This window comes from Ruegeria sp. CDSB113 (genome assembly GCF_059611045.1).
The window spans coordinates 150,302-171,637 of sequence record NZ_JBXWOU010000006.1; the positions used below are offsets into that span (position 1 = coordinate 150,302).

Below are 21,336 nucleotides of genomic sequence, written 5' to 3' on the forward strand. Positions count from 1 at the left end.
ACTCTCTTAGTTTACGCCGCTCTTGGTTCCAAAAACTCCGACGACGGACAGTGCCATTATTGACAGCTACTGCGGCGCAGCATTCAGGCTCATAGCGCGATGTAAAACTTTGGATTTGAGCTGTCTCGCCGCTCAAACCCACAAGCTAAGTAGGCGGCTTGGGCATTCAAATTGTCCGGATGGGTGCCAATAGACATTTGCGCGCAGGAAAGCTCTCGCGCCTTTTGCATTGCGCCTTCAATGAGTTGTTTTCCAATACCGCATCCACGAAAATCAGCCTCAACAAATAGATGGTGCATATCAATGCCCCTGACACCCACTTGCAGCTTTATGAGTGGACAAAGTGCTGCATATCCAACGGCCCTCCCATTGACCTCTGCAACAATAACGTAAATCCAGGGAAAAACGTCGAAAATGTCCCTTTCTAAAGTTTCAATAGTGATCTGAGGAACATCATCATGATGTTTGGCCAATGCTTCCACCATTCTCTTGAGATTGGGCAAGTTGGCCTGGTTTGCATCACGTATCCTTACGGTATGGTTGGGGGTTGATTTTTCCATTTTAGTCTCCCGTTATTACCACAGAGGCAAAATGAAAAATGCCGCTCTGTGGCGGCATCATCTGTCTGAATAAACTGACCGCTCCGTTCAATAACGGAGGTAATAGCTCGTAGGGTTCGCGCGTTCGATCAACATAATCGAGATAGTGAGACACTTTTGGCCGCAGCGCAAGAGAGCAATGACGGCTATTTCCGCTCCTTGACGGTCGGTCCTTGTTGCAGCGAAAGGTCGGTCTGAATTCAAACTCTCACGCTGGCCTTCAATGACCGGTCTGGCGACATCGGCTGCAAAGTCCGCTCACCAACCTTCAGATACTTGATTTTGAACGTCCGCTTTCGCGCGTTTGCGGTTCTCTGCATGTGCGAAAGGCGGAAGGGGGTAACGGCAGCCTAGGGGCTCAAACCGACTTCGGAGCAGTCCAGCATAAGCCCCTGCCCCGTATTCCCGGCCCATAGCCGACATCCAGCAGCCAACCTCCATGCTGCGGTCGCAGCCCACTTTGCGGACCTTCGCTGTTACTGCAAATTAACATGGTTACGAACTCACAGATCGCGGAACCAATCTGTCCTTCAACCGATGACTAGTGCCAGCGGTTGAAGTGATTTACGTAGTGGCTAAGCGGCGGGCTGTGCCACAGGCAATTTGCGTGGGTAAGGGTCACCTTGTTGAAACGATCCCGCCGCGGTGAACAAAACGTCAGTCGATGAGTTCAAACCGGTTTCTGCAGAATCTTGCAGCACGCCGATTATGAAGCCGATGCTCACCACTTGCATAGCCGTTGCATTGTCGATGCCAAACAAGCTGGCGGCCATTGGGATCAGCAACAGTGAACCACCTGCTACGCCCGAAGCGCCAGTGGCAGCGATCGAAGCAATGATGCTCAGGAAAACAGCCGAGACGAAATCAACCTGAATTCCCATCGTATGAACGGTTGCCAGCGTCATGACTGTGATGGTTATCGCAGCACCGGCCATGTTGATCGTAGCACCGATTGGGATAGTGACTGAGTAAGTCTCTTCATCCAAATCCATACGGCGGCAAAGTTCCATGTTTACCGGAATATTGGCGGCCGAGCTGCGCATGAAGAAAGCGGTAATACCGGACTCTTTCAGGCACGTGAAAACCAACGGATATGGATTCTTGCGAATGCGCAGAAACACGATCAGCGGATTCACAACCAACGCCATGAAAATCATGCAGCCAAGCAATAACGCCAGCAGTTGGCCATAGCTTGCAAGTGTTTCAATGCCGGTCTCAGCAATCGTCGAAGCCACGATACCAAAGATGCCGATTGGAGCCACCCGGATTATCGCTGCGACGATCTTGGTAATCGCGCCGTCCAGATCCGACATCAAGGTCTTGGTCGTGTCGCTGGCGTGACGGAAAACAAGTCCCAGACCTACGGCCCAAGCTAGAATGCCGATATAGTTAGCGGTTGCCAAAGCATTCACCGGATTGTCCACGATTTTCAGCAGGATATTTTTGACAACCTCAGCTAAACCGTCCGGAGCATCCAAAAGCTCGGGCGTACCTGTCAAATGCAGAGTAACCGGAAACATGTAGCTGGCTGAAACCGCAACCAGTGCAGCTGCGAAGGTTCCGACTATATACAAAAGCACCACGGGGCCCATACGCGCCTCGCTGCCTTTTTTGTGGTTTGTGATCGCAGCGCAAACCAGGATCAGCACCAGAACTGGTGCAACAGCTTTCAATGCATCGACGAAGAAGTCGCCAAGCAGGCCGACCGCTGACCCGGCAGTAGGCCAAAGGGTGGCAAGCAGAACGCCGGCGACAAGACCGATGGTGATTTGAGTAACCAGGCTACCACGCAGAAGAAAATTCATGGGGACCATCCTGTTTGAATAGGGGCCTCACGGGCGAAACTCACGCCCGCGCAGACACGGTTGAAGTTCAAGGGCTGGTGGCTATTTGGACGTCTTGGCGCGGAATTAAACTGCTCTAGTTGGCTTAGGCCTTTGCCGTTCGTTTCTGAAGTATTTGTTTTTGAAGCTAAAAATGCATGAATTGCTTAAGAATTACAAAGTCTTACCTAGCGTCAACTTTCCTGCGTGGTTCACTCAAAAATAAATGCTTTTTAATAAAATTCCCCAAGTGGTTGTTCTCTGAATCGAACCCTTTCTTACCCATGCGGTCAAGTGATGAACCAGAAGCTGCATTGGCAATGATGGTGTGATAGAGTCCAGTTTCGAACAGCGCTAACCCATCGTTTTCGACGTCAAATCTTAGCAAAGAAAGCGTGCTGAAGACGTCCGCTTCGGGCTCTTATCACCAATCGATGAAATCCGCAGAGAACGACGGTTGCGAGCCCATTGCGGAAGTGTCAATTTCTCGCTGCGTGCGCTCGCAGCGCAAGAAATGCTGCGTGGGCGTAAAACCCGATGCCGCCGCGCAACGGGAAAACCGGTCGTTCATGCAGGCTGCAGCGAGGATCGGTGGTCGAATTTACAGATTGCGGACATTGCGACCGTTCGTTGTGCCTGTTCGAACTGCAGCTTTGTTGTGTGAAGTAGGTTCCGGCTCGCCTGAAGTATTGTACATATCGACAGCAACGAGGATGCTGCAAAAATGGCGACCGAAATAGAGTTCTCTTTTGCAGCACTGAATGAGTCAGCGCGACGGCACATTCGCGTGTATCAGATACAGCAGTTCCTTGACCGTTTTGCGATGGGACTGACAGTCGCCGTTGTTGCACTTGCATTGACCGACCGTGGCATGGACCTCTTTCAGATCTCGCTTCTCTTCGGAGTCTACTCTCTGACGACGATGGCGATGGAGCTGCCGTTCGGTGGCCTCGCAGACAGCATTGGCCGTAAGCCGGTCTTTTTGACGGCCGTCGTCGCCAGTTTGATTTCGCTCGTGCTTTTTCTCTCGACGAGTGATTTCTATGTTCTGGCGCTTTCATTTGCATTCATCGGTTTTGGACGCGCGCTTCGATCGGGCACGCTTGATGCGTGGTTCGTCGAAACTTTCAAGGCCACCGCGCCTAATGTGGATGTCCAGCCCGCACTGGCCAAAGCGCAATGGGCTAACGCTGTAGGGTTGGCCTTTGGCGCCGTCTTGGGGGGGCTTCTGCCCGATATTTTGGGTGAGGTCGCAGAAAACCTTGGGTTCAGCATCTATGATGTGTCCTACCTGGCAAGCTTCGGTGTGATGTTGGGCGTGTTTGTTTTCACGATGTTAGCCATTGTCGAAAAACCGCGCGCGATGAACGTCACGGCTCTCATGCACGGCTTCGCTAATGTCCCATCGGTGATAAAGGACGCGGGCCTTTTGGCTCTTAAACATCCCGCCCTGTCGATACTTCTGGCAGCGTTGGCGTTCTTTCTGATGGCAACCAACCCAGTCGAGGTGATCTGGCCGACCCATGCAAAACCCATGTTAGATGAGGGCTACGCAAACACCGTCATCGGTGTCGTCACTGCGACCTATTTCTTCGCTATCGCTTCCGGCGCATCTCTGTCGCCTCACATCAGCCGGATCTTCAAGCGGCGGCACGCCATGACGCTGGCCGCGACCTTTGCTTGCTTGGCAGGCGTTCAAATCGCATTGGCGTTGCAGGGCGGTATCATCGGCTTTGTGACAGTATTCGTCCTGTATTCAGTAATCCTTGGTGTCAGCGAAACGCCGGCCAGCAGCATTCTGCATCGCTGTGTAGAAGATTGTCAGCGGTCGACCATGTTATCTCTGAGATCACTGATACAACAGTTGGGGGCCGCATTGGGTCTGGTTTTGGCCGGAACTGTCGCTGAAATTTACTCTACACCTGCCGCATGGATTGTTGGCGCGGTGTTTCTTTTCACTGCAATGATACTGACCTTGGTGTTGGTCAGACGGTTGGCCGAAGAAGCCGACAGCTGACGTTCGTGTGCGATGCAGTATCTGGTAAAAGGGCTCTTCGCCGCCGACTGCCCGTGCAGCAATTTGCTGATCGACGGCTTCCTGCGACCTGCCGTTCACAAAGATGGTAGAACCAGCCGTCAACGCAGTGTTGAAGTCTGGGCCTGGAGGGAGGATTGGAGGGCATATTATGCCGAGAGTCCAACTACCCGCCATCACCCCAAAACGCAGAGCCTGGAACAAAGGACGGATCATTGGCCAGAAAAGGCCTCTGTTGCCAAAACAGGTCTGGGCGATCCGTGCGCGGCTCGAACTGGCACGCAATCTGCGCGATCTTGCGCTGTTCAACGTAGCAATTGATAGCAAGCTTCGCGGTTGCGATTTGGTAAAGCTGGCCGTTTCTGATCTGGTGAGGGATGATCACGTCCGCGAAAGGGTCTCCGTGATTCAGAGCAAAACCCAACGGCCCGTCCAGTTTGAACTCTCTGAAAACACACGGGACACCATTGCCGCGTGGGTCAAATCGCCGGAAATGTTCGGCTGCCGCTTCATGTTTCCCAGCCGGTTTCACGACCGCCCGCATATCTCAACGCGCCAATATGGCCGGCTTGTGCGGGATTGGGTGGCGGCGATCGGGCTGGAGCCCAGCGGATACGGCACCCATTCGCTGCGCCGGACCAAAGCAGCGGAGATATACCGCAAAACCGGAAATCTCAGAGCGGTTCAACTTCTGCTCGGACATACCAAGGTTGACAGCACTGTCAGATACCTCGGCGTCGAACTTGAAGATGCTTTGAGCATCGCTGAGCAAATCGACATTTGAACATTGTTGGCGAGCGACACATGCCGTTCGCCAATCCGATCCGGACCTACATTCGCCCCGCAGCTGTGGTTCGGTTCGAGCCCAGAGCAGAAGTGTCCAAATCTTGCTGCGCGTACTCGTAGCGTGGGAAATGCGGCACGAGCGAGAAATTCTGTGCCGCTGCGCAGCGTGAAAACCGACTATTCGTGCGACTCGCAGCATGGATCACGTGTCGAATTCACATCTGTTCGCGGAGATAGTATCGAAAGTCTTCCATGAGCGGGTGCGTATTCCCAGATTCAATTACCTCATTGAGTGGGAGATTGAGCGATGATGGGACCGAAGCAGGATGCGTAAGCTGCGCTGTTCTATGAGTCCTCACTGGAGGATCAGTGAGTTGTTTGCAGCTTACGTCTCCTAGGGGGCCTATCAAGATATTGCGATCTCTAAATTAGACGCAAGTCTTGTCTTTTTATTCATTCGGAGCGTACCTTCTCTGCATTAGCGTTAATCAATCTAGTCGCGTGCACTTTATGAAAGCGGAATGCCATGGAAGAGAACAAGAAAATAAGAACTATGGCGGATCTTTCAAAGGCACTTGGCATGTCGAGAGCGACGGTGTCCAAATACTTTCAAGATCCGAATAGCGTTCGCCACTCGACCAAGAAGAGGATTGAGGACGCGCTTGAAGCGGTCGACTACGTCCCAAACTTCTTCGCGCGCAACTTGAACCGCCAAAGAACAAAATTGATCGGTGTCATCATACCGCACTTTTCGGATGTGTATTACATGAGTCTTGTCGAAGTGATCGAAAATGCCGCGCGACAACAAGACTACAATGTCATTGTTCAGATTTCGAACAGCAGCCGTCGCGATGAGACCAAATCGCTGGAAACGTTGAAATCGATGAATGCTGCGGGGGTCATCATTGCCCCCATCGGTTCCAATAGCGATGTGGAGATGATTAACCGCGTCAATCAAGAGCTTCCCCTTGTGTTTGTGGACTCAGACTTGACTGGAAAAAGCTCAGATATCCCCTTTGTCGGCACAGACAATTTTCAAAGCATTGGCCTGCTTGTGGACTATTTGTGTCGTACAGGAACGCCACCGGTCTTTCTTGACATGCCTATTTCCAACCAGAACGCGTCACAACGTGCGAGAGTCTATGCGCAGCGCATGACTGAACTGGGTCACTGCCCCAAAATAATTTCCAAGCCAGATGATATTTCCCGATGGGACTTCGAGGCATATGCCTATGCGAGAATGAAGAAAGAGTTTGCGGAAAGCAGATATCGTGATGCATCTATCCTATGCGCCAACGATCGCTTAGCGATGGGTGGAATGCGCGCGGCGAACGAAGCCGGGCTATTCACTGCCGAATATGACAAGATGCCAACGTTTCGAATTGCCGGACACGACGATCACCCTTTGAGCCAATACCTGTGGCCGGCACTGACGACAGTTGCACAGGATGCAGAACTCATGGGGAAGACAGCATTTGAGCTGGTTATGAAACGTGCTCTCATGCCTGATTCAGTTACTGAAGACGGTGGGTCAACCCTTCTGAAAGCGCTTCTGGTCTTGCGGGATTCTGCCTGACACATTGCCACGGCAGCTTGGTGCCTAAGGTAAAGGGGGCGGCGGGTGAAACCACTGACTCATGCGCTGCGCGGGCGAGAAAATTGCCGATTCTGCGAATAGAATTTCCCAGGCCTCGTTTGACTTGAGGCGTTAGTTAACGGGACACTTCACGAAAAATAGCGGTTGCTCTGTATTGTAGAGCAGACCTGGATTTGACCTGTTAACTCAACAAGTACCTGAAAAATATGCTATTTCGCCTGCGACATGTAAAGGAATATTGTGCGGATACTTAAGACTTATTAAAACTAGACATGCGTATCGTTTCAAGGTTAGGCTGACGTACCCGAGATCCCCTCGGTTCAAACATTCAATTGGGAGGAAACCAATGAATATCCTACGCAAAGCGCGTGCAGCACTCGGTGCTGGTGCCATCAGCCTCATCGCACTGACGTCCGCCGCTCAAGCCCAAGAAGACGTGACCATTGCACTTATCCCCGGCCTGACCGCAGATGCGTTCTACATCACGATGCGCAAAGGTGCCGAAGCTGCAGCAGAAGCCGTAGGTGCGGAACTCATCTATCAAGGCGCTGCAGAATGGAACGTCGGCTTGCAGGTACCGGTACTGGATGCCATTATCGCGCGCCAGCCAGATGCTATCCTGATTGCGCCTAACGACAAGGATCAGCTGATTGAACCGCTGCGTCGGGCCGAAGAAGCCGGAATTGCGGTAATCACGGTCGACACTTTCATTGGTGACGGGATCTATCAGACCGGAGCGGGCGATGCAGATTTCCCAATGTCCTATGTTGCATCCGACAACTTGCTGGGTGGTCAGATGGCCGCACGCGCCTTGGCTGCTGCAATTAATGAGACCGGATCTGTCTATGTCGCAAGCCTGAAGCCTGGCGTATCGACGTTGGACCAGCGCGAAGAAGGTTTCCGCATGGAAATCGCGAACTATCCAAACATCACGGTTCTCGAGACCCAGTATAACGACCAAGACCCAAACAAGGCCGCAGCTCAGTTTCAGGCAGTCCTTGGTCGCCAGCCTGATCTGGCCGGAGTGTTCGGCGCAAACCTGTTCTCGGCCGTAGGTGCGGCCAACGGTGCTGAGCAGGCTGGCGTTGCAGGTGAAGTCAAGATCGCAGGTTTTGATGCCCCTGAGTCCATTGTCGACCAATTGAAGGACGGCACTTTGGAAATGACAATTGCACAACACCCTGCCGAGATAGGCTATTTCGGTGTGATGGCGGCCTATGCGGTCGTGACGGGTAATCCCACACCAACTGCTATCGGCACCGGCTTCACCGTTATGACCGGTGACAATATCGATGACCCAGAAGTTAACCGCTACCTTTATAGCGAATAACGGGTCATCTGGGTGCCCGTGTCCTCCCTAGGCCGGGCACCCAAATCTCACATCGATGAATTCTTGTTTAATCGATCACGCAATCTTTGACTCAAGGGTGCAGTCATGTCCAACACCACAACCTTGCAACTACTGACCAAGCTACGTGCTTGGGTTTTTCTGATCTTTCTCATCATTGTTTTTGAAGTGTGGTCTCAGACTGCCTATGGCCGAAGCTTTATGGCGAACTCCTACAACTTGCGTTCTCTAGCAGTTTTTGCGGCGGTGCCCTTGCTTCTCGCACTGGGTCAAACCTTCGTCATCATTTCAGCGGGAATTGATCTGTCGGTTGGCTTTATCATGGGACTCGCGGCAGTCGTTTCAGCGCATGCAGTGGGTTACTTCGGCGAAATCGGAATGCCACACGGTCTCGCGGCAATTTTAGGCATTGGATTTGCCAGTTTGGTTGCCGTCATACCGGGTATTGTAAACGGTTGGCTTGTTGCGGCACTTGGCATTCCGCCCTTTATCGGGACCTTGGGAATGTATGGCGTGACACGCGGTGCCGCCTTCTTATTCGCAGGCGGCATGACCGTCGCTGTTTCGAACGAGACGATGAAGTTCTTGGGCAACGGCTCTCTAATGGGAATACCCGTACTGGTATTCATTGTCGGTGGGTTGTGTTTGGTCGCGCATTACGTTCTGAGCCAGACCAAATTTGGCCAGCACACCTATGCTATGGGGGCCAACAAAGCTGCAGCAGACCGCGCGGGGATCAATACACGCAAACTGACGATCAAGATCTATGCTCTGGCAGGATTGTTCGCCGGTATCGCTGGGGCGCTCTACACAGCCCGTTTTTCCGCGGGTGCGCCACAAGCCGGTGAACCTCTGCTGCTGATCTCTATCGCTATCGTCGTGATTGGTGGTGCGAGCCTGTTCGGTGGCAGCGGCACTATTTCTGGTACTATCGCTGGCGCTCTGGTCATCTCGGTCATTCAGTACGGTCTGGTTTACGTCAACATCGAACCTTTCTGGCAGTTCATTGCCGTCGGTGTCGTCATCATAATTTCGGTCTTTGTCGATCAGTTCCAAAGTAAAATGTGGGGGGCAAGCTAATGGCAACGCCAGTTCTGGAAATTAAAGACGTCACCAAGCACTTTGGGCCAGTCAAAGCGCTCAATGGCATCTCATTGACTCTGAATGCCGGTGAATGTGTTGCGCTAGCTGGGGATAATGGAGCGGGAAAAACCACGCTCATCAAGGTTATCTCGGGTGTCCACGCAGCTACTGGGGGCGAGGTGCTCCTTCGCGGAGAACCGACGGCCTTCAAGACCCCGCAAAACGCGCGCGAGGCCGGAATTGAGACAATCTATCAGGATCTAGCCCTCGCAGATAACCTGACCATTGGAGAGAATATCTTTCTGGGTAGGGAACCGAAAACCAAGAAGTGGGGGTTCCTGCCGATCCTCGATCGCAAACAGATGGCCGATGCTGCCATAAAAACGATGAAGACTCTCGATTTTCATACAGATCGCCTCGATTCAGCGGTTGCAGGTTTTTCGGGTGGTCAGAGGCAAACAGTGGCAATCGGTCGGGCCGTTTATTGGGATGCATCTGTACTCATTATGGATGAACCGACAGCTGCCCTAGGCGTCCCAGAGCAAAAGAAAGTGCTTGAACTGATCCAAAACCTTAAGTCCCAGGGCCATTCGATTATCTTCATCTCGCATAACCTCCAGGATATTTTCGAGGTGTCGGATCGCATTGTCGTCATGCGGCGTGGACGTCTGGCGGGCGAACGCAAGATTCCTGAAACCACCCACGCCGAAGTCGTCGAATTGATGATTGCAGGTTAAAAAGCCGTCCTCGCGATCAATCCATCTGATCGCGAGGGCCAACCGCGGCGACAACCCCTCTCAGATCACCGGAAAGAACATAATGTCACAGATCATTGCGACAATCGGAGAGATTTTGGTCGAATTCGTATCCCATACGAAGGGATGCGCGCTTGGGCGGATCGGCGACTACTCCGGTCCCTACCCAAGCGGTGCCCCTGCCATTTTTTTGGACCAGGCAGCCCGCATGGGCGCAACGACAGAAATGTTCGGCGGCGTGGGCAATGACGGTTTTGGACAGTCTGTGCTCAAGCGGCTACACGACGATGGCGTTGGAACAAGCGGTGTTTCAGTTTTGGATGATCGCAGCACAGGCACTGCCTTTGTGTCCTACTACGAGGACGGATCACGGGACTTCATTTTCCACCTGACGGATACCGCCGCCGATGGTTTTACGATCCGCGCGGATAGTGTGTTGAGCCACCCGGTCACCCTGCACGTCTCTGCCTCGTCTCTTGGCAATGCCCTCATGCGCAAGAAAATCATGCAGGCGGTCCGTCAGGTGAAGGATGCAGGCGGAAAGATCAGCTGCGATCCCAACGCCCGCCCTGAACTGATGAAAGATGCTGACGCGCGGGCGGCGGTTTGGGAAGTTGTCGATCAAAGCCATATCCTCATGCCCAGCATCAGCGACCTGCATCTATTGTTTCCTGACCTGAGCGAGGACACTGCGGTAGAACGCTTACTGGCCTCTACGGCAGACATCGTTGTCATCAAGCGTGGAGCGCAGGGTGCGACCGTGGCCAGTCAGGACGAACATCACGACTTTGTCGGATATGCTGTGGAAGAACTCGACCCGACTGGTGCAGGAGATTGCTTTTGTGGCACATTCGTTGCCCTCGTAACCCAGGGGGTTGGTTTGAAAGAGGCTGGACATCGCGCCAACGCCGCTGGGGCGATTGCCGTGACCCGTCGCGGCCCGATGGAAGGCAACTCATCACCAGACGAGATTACCGCATTTCTTTCCGCTCAGAACCAGCGCCCCACCGGAGATCAATTATGAATGATATCAAATCTTTAATTGCAGCCAATCGGTCGGGCGATGCCAAAGGCCTTCCTTGTTTCTGTACAGCCAATGAGCACGTTATCCGTGCCGTGCTTGCCTATGCTGCCCGCACCGGACTTCCAGCAGTCATTGAGGCCACGTGCAATCAAGTCAATCAGGACGGTGGATATACCGGCATGACGCCCGCTGACTACATGGCGTGGATTTCCAAGATGGCGAAAGAGGCCAGCGTTCCGATGGACCAATTAGTCCTTGGCAGTGACCATCTTGGCCCAAATCCGTGGCGCAAAGAACCGGTAGAAGCGGCGATGGAAAAAGCACGCGAGCTTGTACGGCTTTATGTGTCGGCGGGATTTCGCAAGATCCACCTCGATGCCTCAATGCAGTTGGGGGATGAACCGCCTCCCACGTTTGCGCAGATCGCGGAACGCGCCGCCGACCTGTGTGTCGAGGCAGAGAAACATGCGCCGGACCCCGAGCAGTTGGTTTATATCATAGGCACCGAAGTCCCGATCCCAGGTGGCGAGACCGAAGAACCCGATGCCCTCGATGTCACGTCCGTACCACGGTTCAACGACACAATCGCCACGCACCGCGCGGCGTTTTCCAAACGCGGACTAGATGCGGCCTGGGAACGAATTGTCTCTGTGGTGACACAGCCCGGCGTCGATTTCAGCCATACGTCGGTCTTTACGTTTGATCCAGCGGCGGCCAAACCGCTTGCAGATGCTATTCATGCAGAACCGGGCCTGAGTTTTGAGGCGCATTCTACTGACTACCAACCCACAGATGCATTGGCAGCATTGGTGCAAAACCACTTCTTCTTCCTGAAAGTCGGGCCTGAGTTGACATTCCGTTTCCGCGAAGCCGTCTTTGCTCTCGCCGGAGTCGAAGCACACATCGCACCCGACACGCCCTCTTGCTTGAAAGAAACCATCGCCAAGCGGATGACTGAAAACGACGAACATTGGCGGGACTATTATCACGGTACAGAGGAAGAAATCGCTCTTTTGCGTACGTTCAGTTACAGCGACCGCGTCAGATATTACTGGGCGGACCTTGAAGTGTCATTGGCTCTGGACCGATTAATCGCCAATCTCAACGATACACCGGCGTCCGAAACCGTCGTATCCCAATATTTGAATGGCTTAGAGTTTGGTGAGATCTCATCTAATCCTCAAGCTTTGATCGCATATCACGTGCAGCGCTGCATCCATCGATATTACCAAGCAGCTGGTTTGGCATAATGGGTGATCGATGCGGTGATTTCCGCCGTACGCCGAGAGTTTCCCGCTGCAACAGCGAAGAATTTCTGCGCAAGCAAACACTGCGACAGCAGATGGCTGGTCTGTCCGCTCACCAACCATCAGATACTTGATTTTGAACGTCCGCTTTGACGCGCGTTTGCGGTCCGCTGCATGTGCGAAAGGCGGAAAGGGGATCAACGGCAGCTTGGGGCTCTAATGCAGCCGTTCTCAGCGGTGAGACATAATAGGTCCTATGAGCCCAAAGTAGACCTATTATTCCACTGCAGTATCCAACATACCGATTGCGAAGCAGTTATTCCCTGCCTCTACAAAATCTACCATTGAGTGGATAGGGCTATCCATATCCCCGCAAACATCAGCGCTCCACCAATATTCACCCATGTGTGCCAAACAGCATACCGGTAAGGCATAGTTTTTTGAGCGTAAAACACCGTTCCAATGACGTAGGCGGCGGACCCAGCCAAGATGCACCACAATGTCGTGATGGGTACATTCGTGAGATCAGGAAGGGCACTCAACCCAATTGCGCCCAGTCCCAGGTAGGATGCAGTTGACCATCGTGACTTGACCGTTTCGTTCGTGATCTTGTTCCAGACGGCCACGGCTGTCAGCACCCAACAAATCCACAGCAAGGCCATCGTCCATTTCGTGCCTGCCAAGACGAAAAAGGGTGTGAAGGTACCCGAAATGCTGGGGTAGATCGCGGCGTGATCAATGCGTCGCATTAGTCTGCGCCCGTGGTGCCACGTGGAAAAGTGATAGGCGACGGATGCTAGGTTGGAGGACAGCGTACAAAGTACGTAAACCGCGACCGCGAGAACCAGTTTCGGTTCAAGGCCGAGGATTGATTTATAAAGAAGTAGTCCGCCGGCCGTCAGGATCGCTACCAATCCGATCGCATGGACGGCAATGTCGGCATGGCGATGCGATTGGACAGGGCTTGGATATGTCGTTTCCGTCATTTTGGTTCCGGGCAAAGATTTGTCTGGCGCTACATCCAGACACGCGGAGTGTCCATACTTTCGGCGCGTCAGATCTCGGTGCTACGACAAATTTCCTCTCCGCCCGCTAACTCGCCTTTTTTCTTCAATATGTCCAATGTCCAGTTTGTGTTGTTCGCGACGTGCTGCACGAGCCAAGTAAAAAACATCGGTCAATGTCGGCTCTGGGCTCTGAAGCAGACCTTCGCTGCACTCGACGTGAACGACTGCATTGCGGACAAAGCCGACCTTGCAGAAAAGTGAGGGAATCCTTGAAAAAGCTTGCTTCCGCTGGGATGGTTTCTCCGACAGAATTTTCTGAGGAATTTAGAATGCATTTTCCCAAACTTGCGGCGGTTTCGTCGATTTTTCTCACTATAGCCAGTTCGCAAGCGCTCTCCCAGGATGGGGGGCCGATACTGTTCACAAACGTCAACGTGTTTGATGGTGTGAATGAGGAAATGATTACAAATGCCTATGTTGTTGTAACCGACAATCTGATCACAGATGTGTCCTCAGAACCCCTCGCCGTCGCCAATGGTATCGTCATCGATGGCGGCGGGCGCACGTTGATGCCGGGCCTGATCGACGTACACTGGCACACGCTTTACTGTTGCAATCCGCAGAGTGTGGTTGTGACCGGCGATATTCTTGAGGTCGCGGTGCGGGGTGCCATCGGGTCCGAAGGCACGTTAATGCGCGGCTTTACAACGGTGCGCGACGTTGGCGGCAATTCATTTGCCATAAAACGGATGATTGACGCAGGCGAGATCGAAGGCCCCCGTATCCTGCCGTCCGGCCCACCCGTGACACAAACCGGCGGCCACTTTGACTATCGCCCCTACCAAGCGGTTCCGACGAACGGCGCGGATTCGCAATGGTACTGGTACAGCGTTGGTTTGATGGCGCAAGCTGATGGTGTTCCGGAAGTGGTCAAACGCGCGCGTGAGATCATGCGCATGGGTGCAACCCAACTTAAGATTTCCACCGGTGGCGGCGTGTCATCCACCTATGATCCTCTGGATGTACGCCAATACACCAAGGCCGAAATCGAGGCTTTTGTAGAGGTGGCCGACACCTACAACACTTATGTTGCATCTCATGTCTTCACGGACGAGGCTGTGGAAATTGCCGTTGCCGCTGGCGTTAAGTCCATCGAGCATGGTTTTTTGATGAGCCGCGAAACGATGGAACTGATGCGCGACAACGACGTGTGGTTGTCTGTGCAGCCTCTTCTGGATGACGAGGATGGCTTTTCTTTCGACGACCCTGTCAGCCAGCAGAAATGGATCGACGTCACCAACGGCACAGATTTCACCTATAAAACTGCGAAAGATGTTGGTGTGAAAGTCGCATTTGGCACCGATATCCTGTTCGATCCCAAACTGGCCGAACGTCAGGGTGCGTTCCTTGCCAAATTGCAGCGCTGGTACACGCCATACGAGGTGCTGAAAATGGCGACTTCAACCAATGCTGAACTGCTCAAACTCTCAGGCCCGCGCCACCCTTATCAACAAGGTGACTTGGGTGTGATCGCAAAGGGCGCTTATGCCGACTTAATCCTGGTGGACGGCAATCCGCTGCAAGATATCGACCTGATCGCAGACCCGCATGAGAATTTCGATCTGATCATGAAAGACGGCAAAGTCTACAAGAACACGCTGGACTGAGTTCCAGATGAAGTCCTTTGCTCAAAGCCAATTTTGTAACGACTGCTTTGGGCTCTTAACAATCCTACCCACCGCCATTGTCGGCATCGTACTTTCTGCACTTTTCCTCCACCGGACAATAGCGACCATTTGACCAACTAATTTTGTCGGATTTCCTTGCATCCTCTTGGGAATCGTTTAATTGACAATTTCAGTCGGATTACTACGCCGCACATTTCAATGTTGGGAGTTATGATGCTCAAATCCTCTACCTGCTTCGCCGCCGCATTGTCGGCCCTGATTGCCACTTCTGCCGCTGCTGAGGGTGAGTTGAACCTTTATTCCTCGCGCCACTATGACACCGACGAAAACCTGTACAGTGATTTCGAAAAGGCCACCGGCATCACCATCAACCGGATCGAAGGCAAAGCCGACGAGCTGATCGCGCGGATGGAAGCCGAAGGTGCGAACTCGCCCGCGGATATTCTGCTGACCGTCGACACCTCGCGCCTTTCACGGGCCAAGAATGCAGGCATTTTGCAACCGATCGAAAGCGCCGTTCTGGAAGAGCGCATCCCGAACAACCTTCAGGATAGCGACAATGAATGGTTCGGCTTCTCGCAGCGTGGCCGCATTATTTTCTTCGACAAGGAAAACGTCGCCAACCCGCCGGCGACATATGCCGATCTTGCCAAGCCCGAATACAAAGGTCAGATCTGCATTCGGTCGTCCAGCAATACGTATAACCAGACCTTGTTGGCTTCGATCGTCACCCATGAAGGTCCCGAGGCCGCCAAGGCATGGGCCGAAGGCATCGTGGCCAATATGGCCCGTGAACCACAGGGCGGTGACACCGATCAGCTGCGGGGTATCGTATCCGGCGAATGCGACATCGCGGTTTCAAACACCTATTACTTTGCCCGTGCAATCCGCAAAGATGTCAAAGGTGTTTCGGCCGATATCGACGCAATCGGTTGGGTCTTCCCGAACCAGGACAGCTATGGCGCGCATATGAACCTGTCCGGTGCAGGTGTTGCCGCAAATGCACCGAACAAAGAGAATGCGGTTCTCTTCCTCGAATATTTGGCAAGCGACAGCGCCCAGCAATATTTCTCGGCCGGGAATGACGAATTCCCCGCGGTTGAAGGCGTCGCACTGGCGGACTCGGTGAAATCGCTGGGTGAGTTCAAAGCGGATGAGGTCGTCCTGTCCGACGTCGCCGAAAACCTGCCGACAGCACAAAAGATCTTTAACGAAGCCGGCTGGAAATAATCCGGGCAAAAAACCAGAGCAGTATGAAGGGCGCAGGTTTCCTGCGCCCTTTTCCTTTGGTGGCTGGTTCAGAACCGCACCCCAAACCCAACTGAAAACCCGGAAAATGAATCGGCGATAACGCCGTTCAGCATGACGCGCGCGCCCTCGACGGCGGGCAGCCCAATCTTTGTGGTATCGACCTCAATTCCGACACCGACCGTCGCCAGCCAATCCGTATCCAACACCATCGCGCTGTCGCCGTGGTAAAGCACAACGCCCCCATCCAAAACCAACTTGGACGGACGGCCCAGCAGCTTGACCTTATCAAGTGGATAACGGTAGCGCGAAAACAACGTCGTCTGGTTCGAATTTGCGCGGGCATCCCCAGCTTGCGGTTCGTTTATCGGATAGAACTCTAAAAACGTCTGACGTAACCTGTACTCGGCCTCCCAACGGCCGAATTGTGCCTCGCGAAAGACGCTCAGGGACGCCCCGACACCAAAGGCGTTAAGGTTACCGTCCACTGCGCCTGCCCCGTTCGAACGGGACGGAAACAGCGGAAAATTGGAAAACACCGCATCCGTGGTGACATGGCCAAGCGACAGATGCGCAACTGGCCGGATGTACCAGTTATTGGTAAGCGGAAGCTCCCACCCGACGCCAAGGGTCGCGGCGATGCTTGACCATGTAACATCCAGCTCGGTATCAGACCCAATCTCGGGAAAAATCACCAGCGGGTTATAGTTCTGATAGGCAAACTGTCCTTCCAGATAAAGGCCATTGCCCAACGGTTTGAATCCGCCGCGCAGCTGCGTGGACCGCAGATTTCTCGCGTCACCAGATGCGCTCAGAAAGGACAGGGACGATAGTGTTTCGTTCGGTGTGGCCGCGACGCTCAGCACCGCAAGCGCGGCGCGGGCGGCGGCTTCAGAGGCGTCTGGATCAAGGTTTTGCGCGGTGGCAGGCTGGGCGAAACTCCAGATCAAAAACGATGTGTACGCAACAAGTCTTTTCAATCGCGGGTTCGCCTGTCGGTTTTTTCGACTGCCAAGCGCATCGTTATTGACGCGCAATGCGTTTGACAGATCGTAACCCAGTCTTTGTTTACGAAAAACTAAAACAACGATTTCGCGGCCACGAATTCTGAGGACTTGTATTTTGGAAACACTCGGTCGCGATGACGTTTTCAGCGACCATCCCGAATGTGATTTGGTATTTTCCCCCGAAACGGGTTCAATCGTGTCAGGAGATTTGTCATGAAAAACCCGGAAAGTTTCGAGAAGTTCTACTTTGCCAAAGTTGGCATGGGTGAAGCCTGCGGCTGTGCCGAGAGAGTGATTGATGTTTTTGAATTCAACCGACAAGGCGGCGCACAGTCCACGCGCGCAGTGAAATCAGAAAAACGCAAACGTCGTTCATTCCGATCCTGGGCCATGAAATACGGGTTGCTGAGCCGCAAACCCCGAACCTGATGTTCGTCGCCCATCTGTGGGACGTTGCCATGACACAGTTAGGTGCTTTATGATCAACATTGGGGCCTATCGGACTTGCAAAACCCGGCAACAACCCTTCAACTTCGGTATCCGAGACTCCGTCTTCAATTGAAAACGACGAGATCAGGGAACACCCCTGCGCAGGCCTTCTGGGGTTTCGCCCAAACGACACAGGCTTAGGAAACGACCCGGCGAATCCGGAAACAAACTTGCAATCACCCCCACAAGCGTAGTCACCTGAGATGGAACGGGGGGGGGAGAATGTCGATGAAGCCATGGGCCGTCGTGGTTTGTCTGTGCGGTACGCTGGCCATTGCCGCTTGCGCCCCCAAAACGCGAAGTTACGAAAAGACCGTTTCGTCGTCCTTTGCGGCCCCCGCAAACAGCGCCCTAGTGCGCGCGGCCAACCGGCTTGGCGATCCCAAGGACGGGCGGTCCGGGGTAAAACTGATTAGTGATGGGGAACAAGCGCTGGTTTCAAGGCTTTTGCTGGCCGCTGCAGCTGAGCGTACCATCGACGCGCAGTACTACCTTTTGCACAATGACCCCACGGGCCACCTGTTTGCGGCCAGCCTTTTGCAGGCGGCAGACAGGGGCGTTCGTGTCCGGCTGCTTTTGGATGACATGGACACGTCTAGCTACGACGCTATGACCGCAGCGCTGGACTATCACGAGAATATCGAGATTCGGCTGTTCAACCCCTTTTGGCGGGATCAAAGCCTGCTGATTGCGGGACTGACGGATTTCAAACGCATCAATCGCCGGATGCACAACAAATCCATGACCGCAGACAACATGTTCACGATTGTTGGTGGGCGCAACATTGGGGCCGAGTATTTCCTGGCGTGGGAAGAAATGAACTATGCCGATCTGGACGTGCTGGCGGCAGGCCCAGTCGTGACTGAAGTTTCCCAGAGCTTTGACGCCTATTGGAACAGTGAGTTTGCCGTTCCCGCCCGCGTGGTAGTTGGACAACCGGAATCGTTTGACCTGAACGATGCGCGCACAAGGCTGAATGAGTTGGTGGAGGAGGCAAAACAGACCCAATACGGTGCCGCGCTGAGGAAATCTGCGCAAGAGAATTTTGCCGACGGCGCGCTGCGGCTGAATTGGGTCCCCGCGCGTTTGTATGCGGACCCGCCTTCAAAAGCTGCGGGCGTTGAAACGTCCGACCCCATTCTTGCATTGCAATTGCTGCCGTATTTTGAAATTGCCAGCAGCGAGGTAAATATCATCTCTGCCTATTTCGTGCCGCGCAACAATGGCGTCCGATGGATGACCGAGTTGGAAAATCGCGGTGTGGACGTCAAAGTCGTGACCAATTCCTTAGGGTCGAACGACGTCGTGCCGGTCTATGCCCATTACGCCAAGAAACGCAGAGCGTTGCTGCGCGGTGGTGTTGAGCTTTATGAATTGCGGCCAGACGCCTATCAGGTTCAGCGTCGCGGTATCAACTGGGCACAATCCCGATCCGGTCTGCATTCCAAGGCTTTTGCCATCGATGACCGTTACCTCTTTGTTGGCTCATTCAATTGGGACCCGCGGTCTGTGAACATCAATACCGAAATGGGCATTCTGATCGACTCTCCCGCGATGGCCGTTCAAACGATGGGTGCATTGGACGCGGCCCTGCCCGCCTACACCTACCAGGTGACGTTGGAACGCGCAGGCCAGCTTAAATGGAGAACACGAGGAGCGGACGGGGAAATACTGGAATACGATTCCGAGCCCACAGGGTCGGTCTGGGATCACATCGTCTCTGGTTTTCTGGGTATTTTGCCGATCGGATCACAGCTTTAGGCCCGCAAGTAGCTACTAACGCGACCGATCACTCTTAGGTTTACCGCTGCAAAAAGCTGAAAGGACGTTCACCGTGAAGTATTGCAAGCTTTATGCCGATGCTGCTGGCGAAAGCCATTGGGATGACATTGACGTCAACCTCGAGGAACGGAGTTTCGCCCCGCCCGCGCAAGCCATCGAGGTATCCGAGCCAGAACGCGTCAAACAGACAATGTTTCTGCGGCTTCGATCCGGTTGGAACGAGCCGATCCATCCGACCCCGGTGGCGCAAAGGCTGATATGCCTTGCAGGCACAATCCGCGTCACTGCAAGTGATGGAAACTATCGTGACATCGGCCCCGGCGACGTATGGCATATGGAAGACAAGGTGGGAAAGGGTCACCACACCAGGGTCACAAGCGATCAGGATTTTGAAGCCGTCATAATTCAGTTCGAGTAACTTCGGCGATCCGAGGCCGTATACGAAACCCCAGACGGAACGTTCACCGGAGGATGGCACCGTTTCGACCTGGAGGTTGCCGGCTATGGCTGCTTGGAAGAACCAATTGAGTGCGCCGCTTGTTCCGTCAGAACAGCTTGTAAGGAATCCAAAGCGCCAAATCCTGCCAGAACCACAACAGCACGGCCGTCGCTAACATGATGAACGCAAAAGGGATGGCGCCTTGAATAACCTCTTCAAGGCGCGCCTTTCCGACAGCTTGAAGGACAAACAGGTTCAATCCGACCGGCGGAGTGATTAGCGCTGTCTCGATCAGGACGACGAAAAAGATGCCGAACCAGATCGGATCAATTCCCATGACTTCAAGCGCAGGGAAGAGCACCGGAACCATAATCAACATCATGGACAGCGCTTCGAGGAAAAAGCCGATAATCAGCAACACGAGCCCGACCGCGAAGATGAATATCGTCAGGTTTGAGATGTTTTCAGTGAGAAGGCTGCTGATCGATTGCGGGATCAGATAAAGAGTAATGGCATAGGAAAAGACCTTGGCCCCTGCGACGATGATGAAAATCATCACAGTGGTTATCAGTGAATCGTGCACGGCTTCTTGCAGTTTTGCGAAGGTCATTCTTCCCATCGCGAACGTCATGATCATCGCAATCACGAACCCGATGCCCGCGCTTTCTGATGGCGTGGCTATTCCTGCATAGATCGATCCAATGATTGCTATGGCCAAGACGACAGTCGGAAGCGCACTTAGCGTCACCAGAAACCGTTGTTTCATTGGCATGCGCTCGACTTTTAAGCTCTCTTTGCCGCGCGCATACAGCATGGCGTAGATGATAAAGAGCGTGGCAAGGAACAAACCCGGTCCAATTCCGGCAAGGAAAAGCGTTGGAATCGAAGTCTCGGTAATGACGCCGTAGATGATCAGCGGGATCGATGGGGGGATCAGAATGCCCAGGGTTCCTCCGGCGGCGAGTTGTCCCAAGATGAACGGGCGGTCATAGCCGCGCTTTTCCATCTCGGGGATGGCGACGGTGCCAATTGTGGCCGCTGTTGCCACCGAGGATCCCGAAATTGCAGAAAAAAGCGTGCAGCTTTTGATCGTAGCGACACCCAATCCTCCGGGCCAATGCCCGACCCATGCTTGAACGCTGGCAAAGAGATCCCGTCCGACGCCGCCTTTCAACAGCACGTTTGACATGAGCAGGAACAAAGGCACGGCCAAAAGTTCAAAACTGTCCATCGTCCCGAACAGGCGCTGAGGTACGGCAATCAGCGGGAGCTCTTTCAGCCATAGCAGCACAACCCCAAGGGCGCCCATGGCAAAGGCGACGGGCACGCGCAAAAGCAGCAAACCCAGCAGGGCCCCGATGATCAGAATGGTTTCCAAG

The 21,336-nt window shown here is 53.6% G+C and carries 18 protein-coding genes; 13 read left to right on the forward strand and 5 right to left on the reverse strand.

The genetic code is table 11. From position 1 onward, the window contains the following. Positions 1 to 89: 89 nt before the first annotated feature. Together AC2FIS_RS12925 and sstT are read right to left on the reverse strand one after the other, a co-directional pair. On the reverse strand, positions 90 to 560 hold the full coding sequence (locus AC2FIS_RS12925) for a GNAT family N-acetyltransferase (RefSeq protein WP_496773738.1): 471 nt from the start codon (positions 558 to 560) through the stop codon (positions 90 to 92). A gap of 614 nt (positions 561 to 1,174) precedes the next feature. Next, positions 1,175 to 2,404, reverse strand: coding sequence for a serine/threonine transporter SstT (sstT, locus tag AC2FIS_RS12930; RefSeq protein ID WP_496773739.1), 1,230 nt, complete (start codon positions 2,402 to 2,404; stop codon positions 1,175 to 1,177). A gap of 742 nt (positions 2,405 to 3,146) precedes the next feature. On the opposite strand from sstT, the gene AC2FIS_RS12935 reads away from it, so the two are divergent. The 8 genes from AC2FIS_RS12935 to AC2FIS_RS12970 all read left to right on the forward strand — a co-directional run bounded on the left by AC2FIS_RS12935 (position 3,147) and on the right by AC2FIS_RS12970 (position 12,300). Further along, entirely contained in the window at positions 3,147 to 4,439 is a 1,293-nt protein-coding gene (locus tag AC2FIS_RS12935) for an MFS transporter (RefSeq protein ID WP_496773740.1), read from the forward strand. 169 nt (positions 4,440 to 4,608) lie between these two features. Then, complete coding sequence (locus AC2FIS_RS12940; protein ID WP_496773742.1) at positions 4,609 to 5,241, forward strand: tyrosine-type recombinase/integrase; 633 nt, start codon at positions 4,609 to 4,611, stop codon at positions 5,239 to 5,241. Positions 5,242 to 5,769: 528 nt separating this feature from the next. Then, the gene (locus AC2FIS_RS12945) at positions 5,770 to 6,819 is read left to right on the forward strand and encodes a LacI family DNA-binding transcriptional regulator (protein WP_496773744.1); all 1,050 of its coding nucleotides are present in this window, start codon (positions 5,770 to 5,772) and stop codon (positions 6,817 to 6,819) included. Between the two features lie 367 nt (positions 6,820 to 7,186). Continuing rightward, the gene (locus tag AC2FIS_RS12950; protein WP_496773745.1) at positions 7,187 to 8,170 is read left to right on the forward strand and encodes an ABC transporter substrate-binding protein; all 984 of its coding nucleotides are present in this window, start codon (positions 7,187 to 7,189) and stop codon (positions 8,168 to 8,170) included. Between the two features lie 105 nt (positions 8,171 to 8,275). Continuing rightward, on the forward strand, positions 8,276 to 9,268 hold the full coding sequence (locus tag AC2FIS_RS12955) for an ABC transporter permease subunit (RefSeq protein WP_496773746.1): 993 nt from the start codon (positions 8,276 to 8,278) through the stop codon (positions 9,266 to 9,268). Next, the gene (locus tag AC2FIS_RS12960; RefSeq protein ID WP_496773747.1) at positions 9,268 to 10,008 is read left to right on the forward strand and encodes an ATP-binding cassette domain-containing protein; all 741 of its coding nucleotides are present in this window, start codon (positions 9,268 to 9,270) and stop codon (positions 10,006 to 10,008) included. The genes AC2FIS_RS12955 and AC2FIS_RS12960 overlap by 1 nt, the downstream gene beginning before the upstream one ends. An 82-nt stretch (positions 10,009 to 10,090) precedes the next feature. Further along, on the forward strand, positions 10,091 to 11,050 hold the full coding sequence (locus AC2FIS_RS12965; RefSeq protein ID WP_496773748.1) for a sugar kinase: 960 nt from the start codon (positions 10,091 to 10,093) through the stop codon (positions 11,048 to 11,050). Beyond that, positions 11,047 to 12,300 carry a class II D-tagatose-bisphosphate aldolase non-catalytic subunit gene (locus tag AC2FIS_RS12970; RefSeq protein WP_496773749.1) on the forward strand — a complete coding sequence of 418 codons (1,254 nt, stop codon included), beginning with the start codon at positions 11,047 to 11,049 and terminating at the stop codon, positions 12,298 to 12,300. Before AC2FIS_RS12965 ends, AC2FIS_RS12970 begins: the two co-directional genes overlap by 4 nt. A gap of 335 nt (positions 12,301 to 12,635) precedes the next feature. On the opposite strand, the gene trhA is transcribed toward AC2FIS_RS12970, so the two are convergent. Continuing rightward, the gene (gene trhA, locus AC2FIS_RS12975) at positions 12,636 to 13,283 is read right to left on the reverse strand and encodes a PAQR family membrane homeostasis protein TrhA (protein WP_496773751.1); all 648 of its coding nucleotides are present in this window, start codon (positions 13,281 to 13,283) and stop codon (positions 12,636 to 12,638) included. A gap of 350 nt (positions 13,284 to 13,633) precedes the next feature. On the opposite strand from trhA, the gene AC2FIS_RS12980 reads away from it, so the two are divergent. Then, positions 13,634 to 14,971, forward strand: coding sequence for a metal-dependent hydrolase family protein (locus AC2FIS_RS12980; RefSeq protein WP_496726669.1), 1,338 nt, complete (start codon positions 13,634 to 13,636; stop codon positions 14,969 to 14,971). Positions 14,972 to 15,205: 234 nt separating this feature from the next. After that, complete coding sequence (locus AC2FIS_RS12985) at positions 15,206 to 16,222, forward strand: Fe(3+) ABC transporter substrate-binding protein (RefSeq protein WP_113790469.1); 1,017 nt, start codon at positions 15,206 to 15,208, stop codon at positions 16,220 to 16,222. Between the two features lie 68 nt (positions 16,223 to 16,290). Here AC2FIS_RS12985 and AC2FIS_RS12990 read toward each other — a convergent pair whose 3' ends face one another. Next, the gene (locus AC2FIS_RS12990) at positions 16,291 to 17,220 is read right to left on the reverse strand and encodes an autotransporter domain-containing protein (protein ID WP_222424386.1); all 930 of its coding nucleotides are present in this window, start codon (positions 17,218 to 17,220) and stop codon (positions 16,291 to 16,293) included. Positions 17,221 to 17,460: 240 nt separating this feature from the next. On the opposite strand from AC2FIS_RS12990, the gene AC2FIS_RS12995 reads away from it, so the two are divergent. The 3 genes from AC2FIS_RS12995 to AC2FIS_RS13005 all read left to right on the forward strand — a co-directional run bounded on the left by AC2FIS_RS12995 (position 17,461) and on the right by AC2FIS_RS13005 (position 19,936). Then, positions 17,461 to 17,676 (forward strand): hypothetical protein, encoded by a 216-nt coding sequence (locus AC2FIS_RS12995; protein ID WP_108861834.1) that lies wholly within the window; start codon positions 17,461 to 17,463, stop codon positions 17,674 to 17,676. 282 nt (positions 17,677 to 17,958) lie between these two features. Next, complete coding sequence (locus AC2FIS_RS13000) at positions 17,959 to 19,497, forward strand: phospholipase D family protein (RefSeq protein ID WP_496773753.1); 1,539 nt, start codon at positions 17,959 to 17,961, stop codon at positions 19,495 to 19,497. Between the two features lie 73 nt (positions 19,498 to 19,570). Further along, the gene (locus AC2FIS_RS13005; protein WP_496769932.1) at positions 19,571 to 19,936 is read left to right on the forward strand and encodes a cupin domain-containing protein; all 366 of its coding nucleotides are present in this window, start codon (positions 19,571 to 19,573) and stop codon (positions 19,934 to 19,936) included. 127 nt (positions 19,937 to 20,063) lie between these two features. On the opposite strand, the gene AC2FIS_RS13010 is transcribed toward AC2FIS_RS13005, so the two are convergent. Then, a complete protein-coding gene (locus tag AC2FIS_RS13010; RefSeq protein WP_496773754.1) occupies positions 20,064 to 21,335 on the reverse strand; it encodes a TRAP transporter large permease in 1,272 nt (423 codons plus the stop codon). Position 21,336 lies beyond the last annotated feature (1 nt).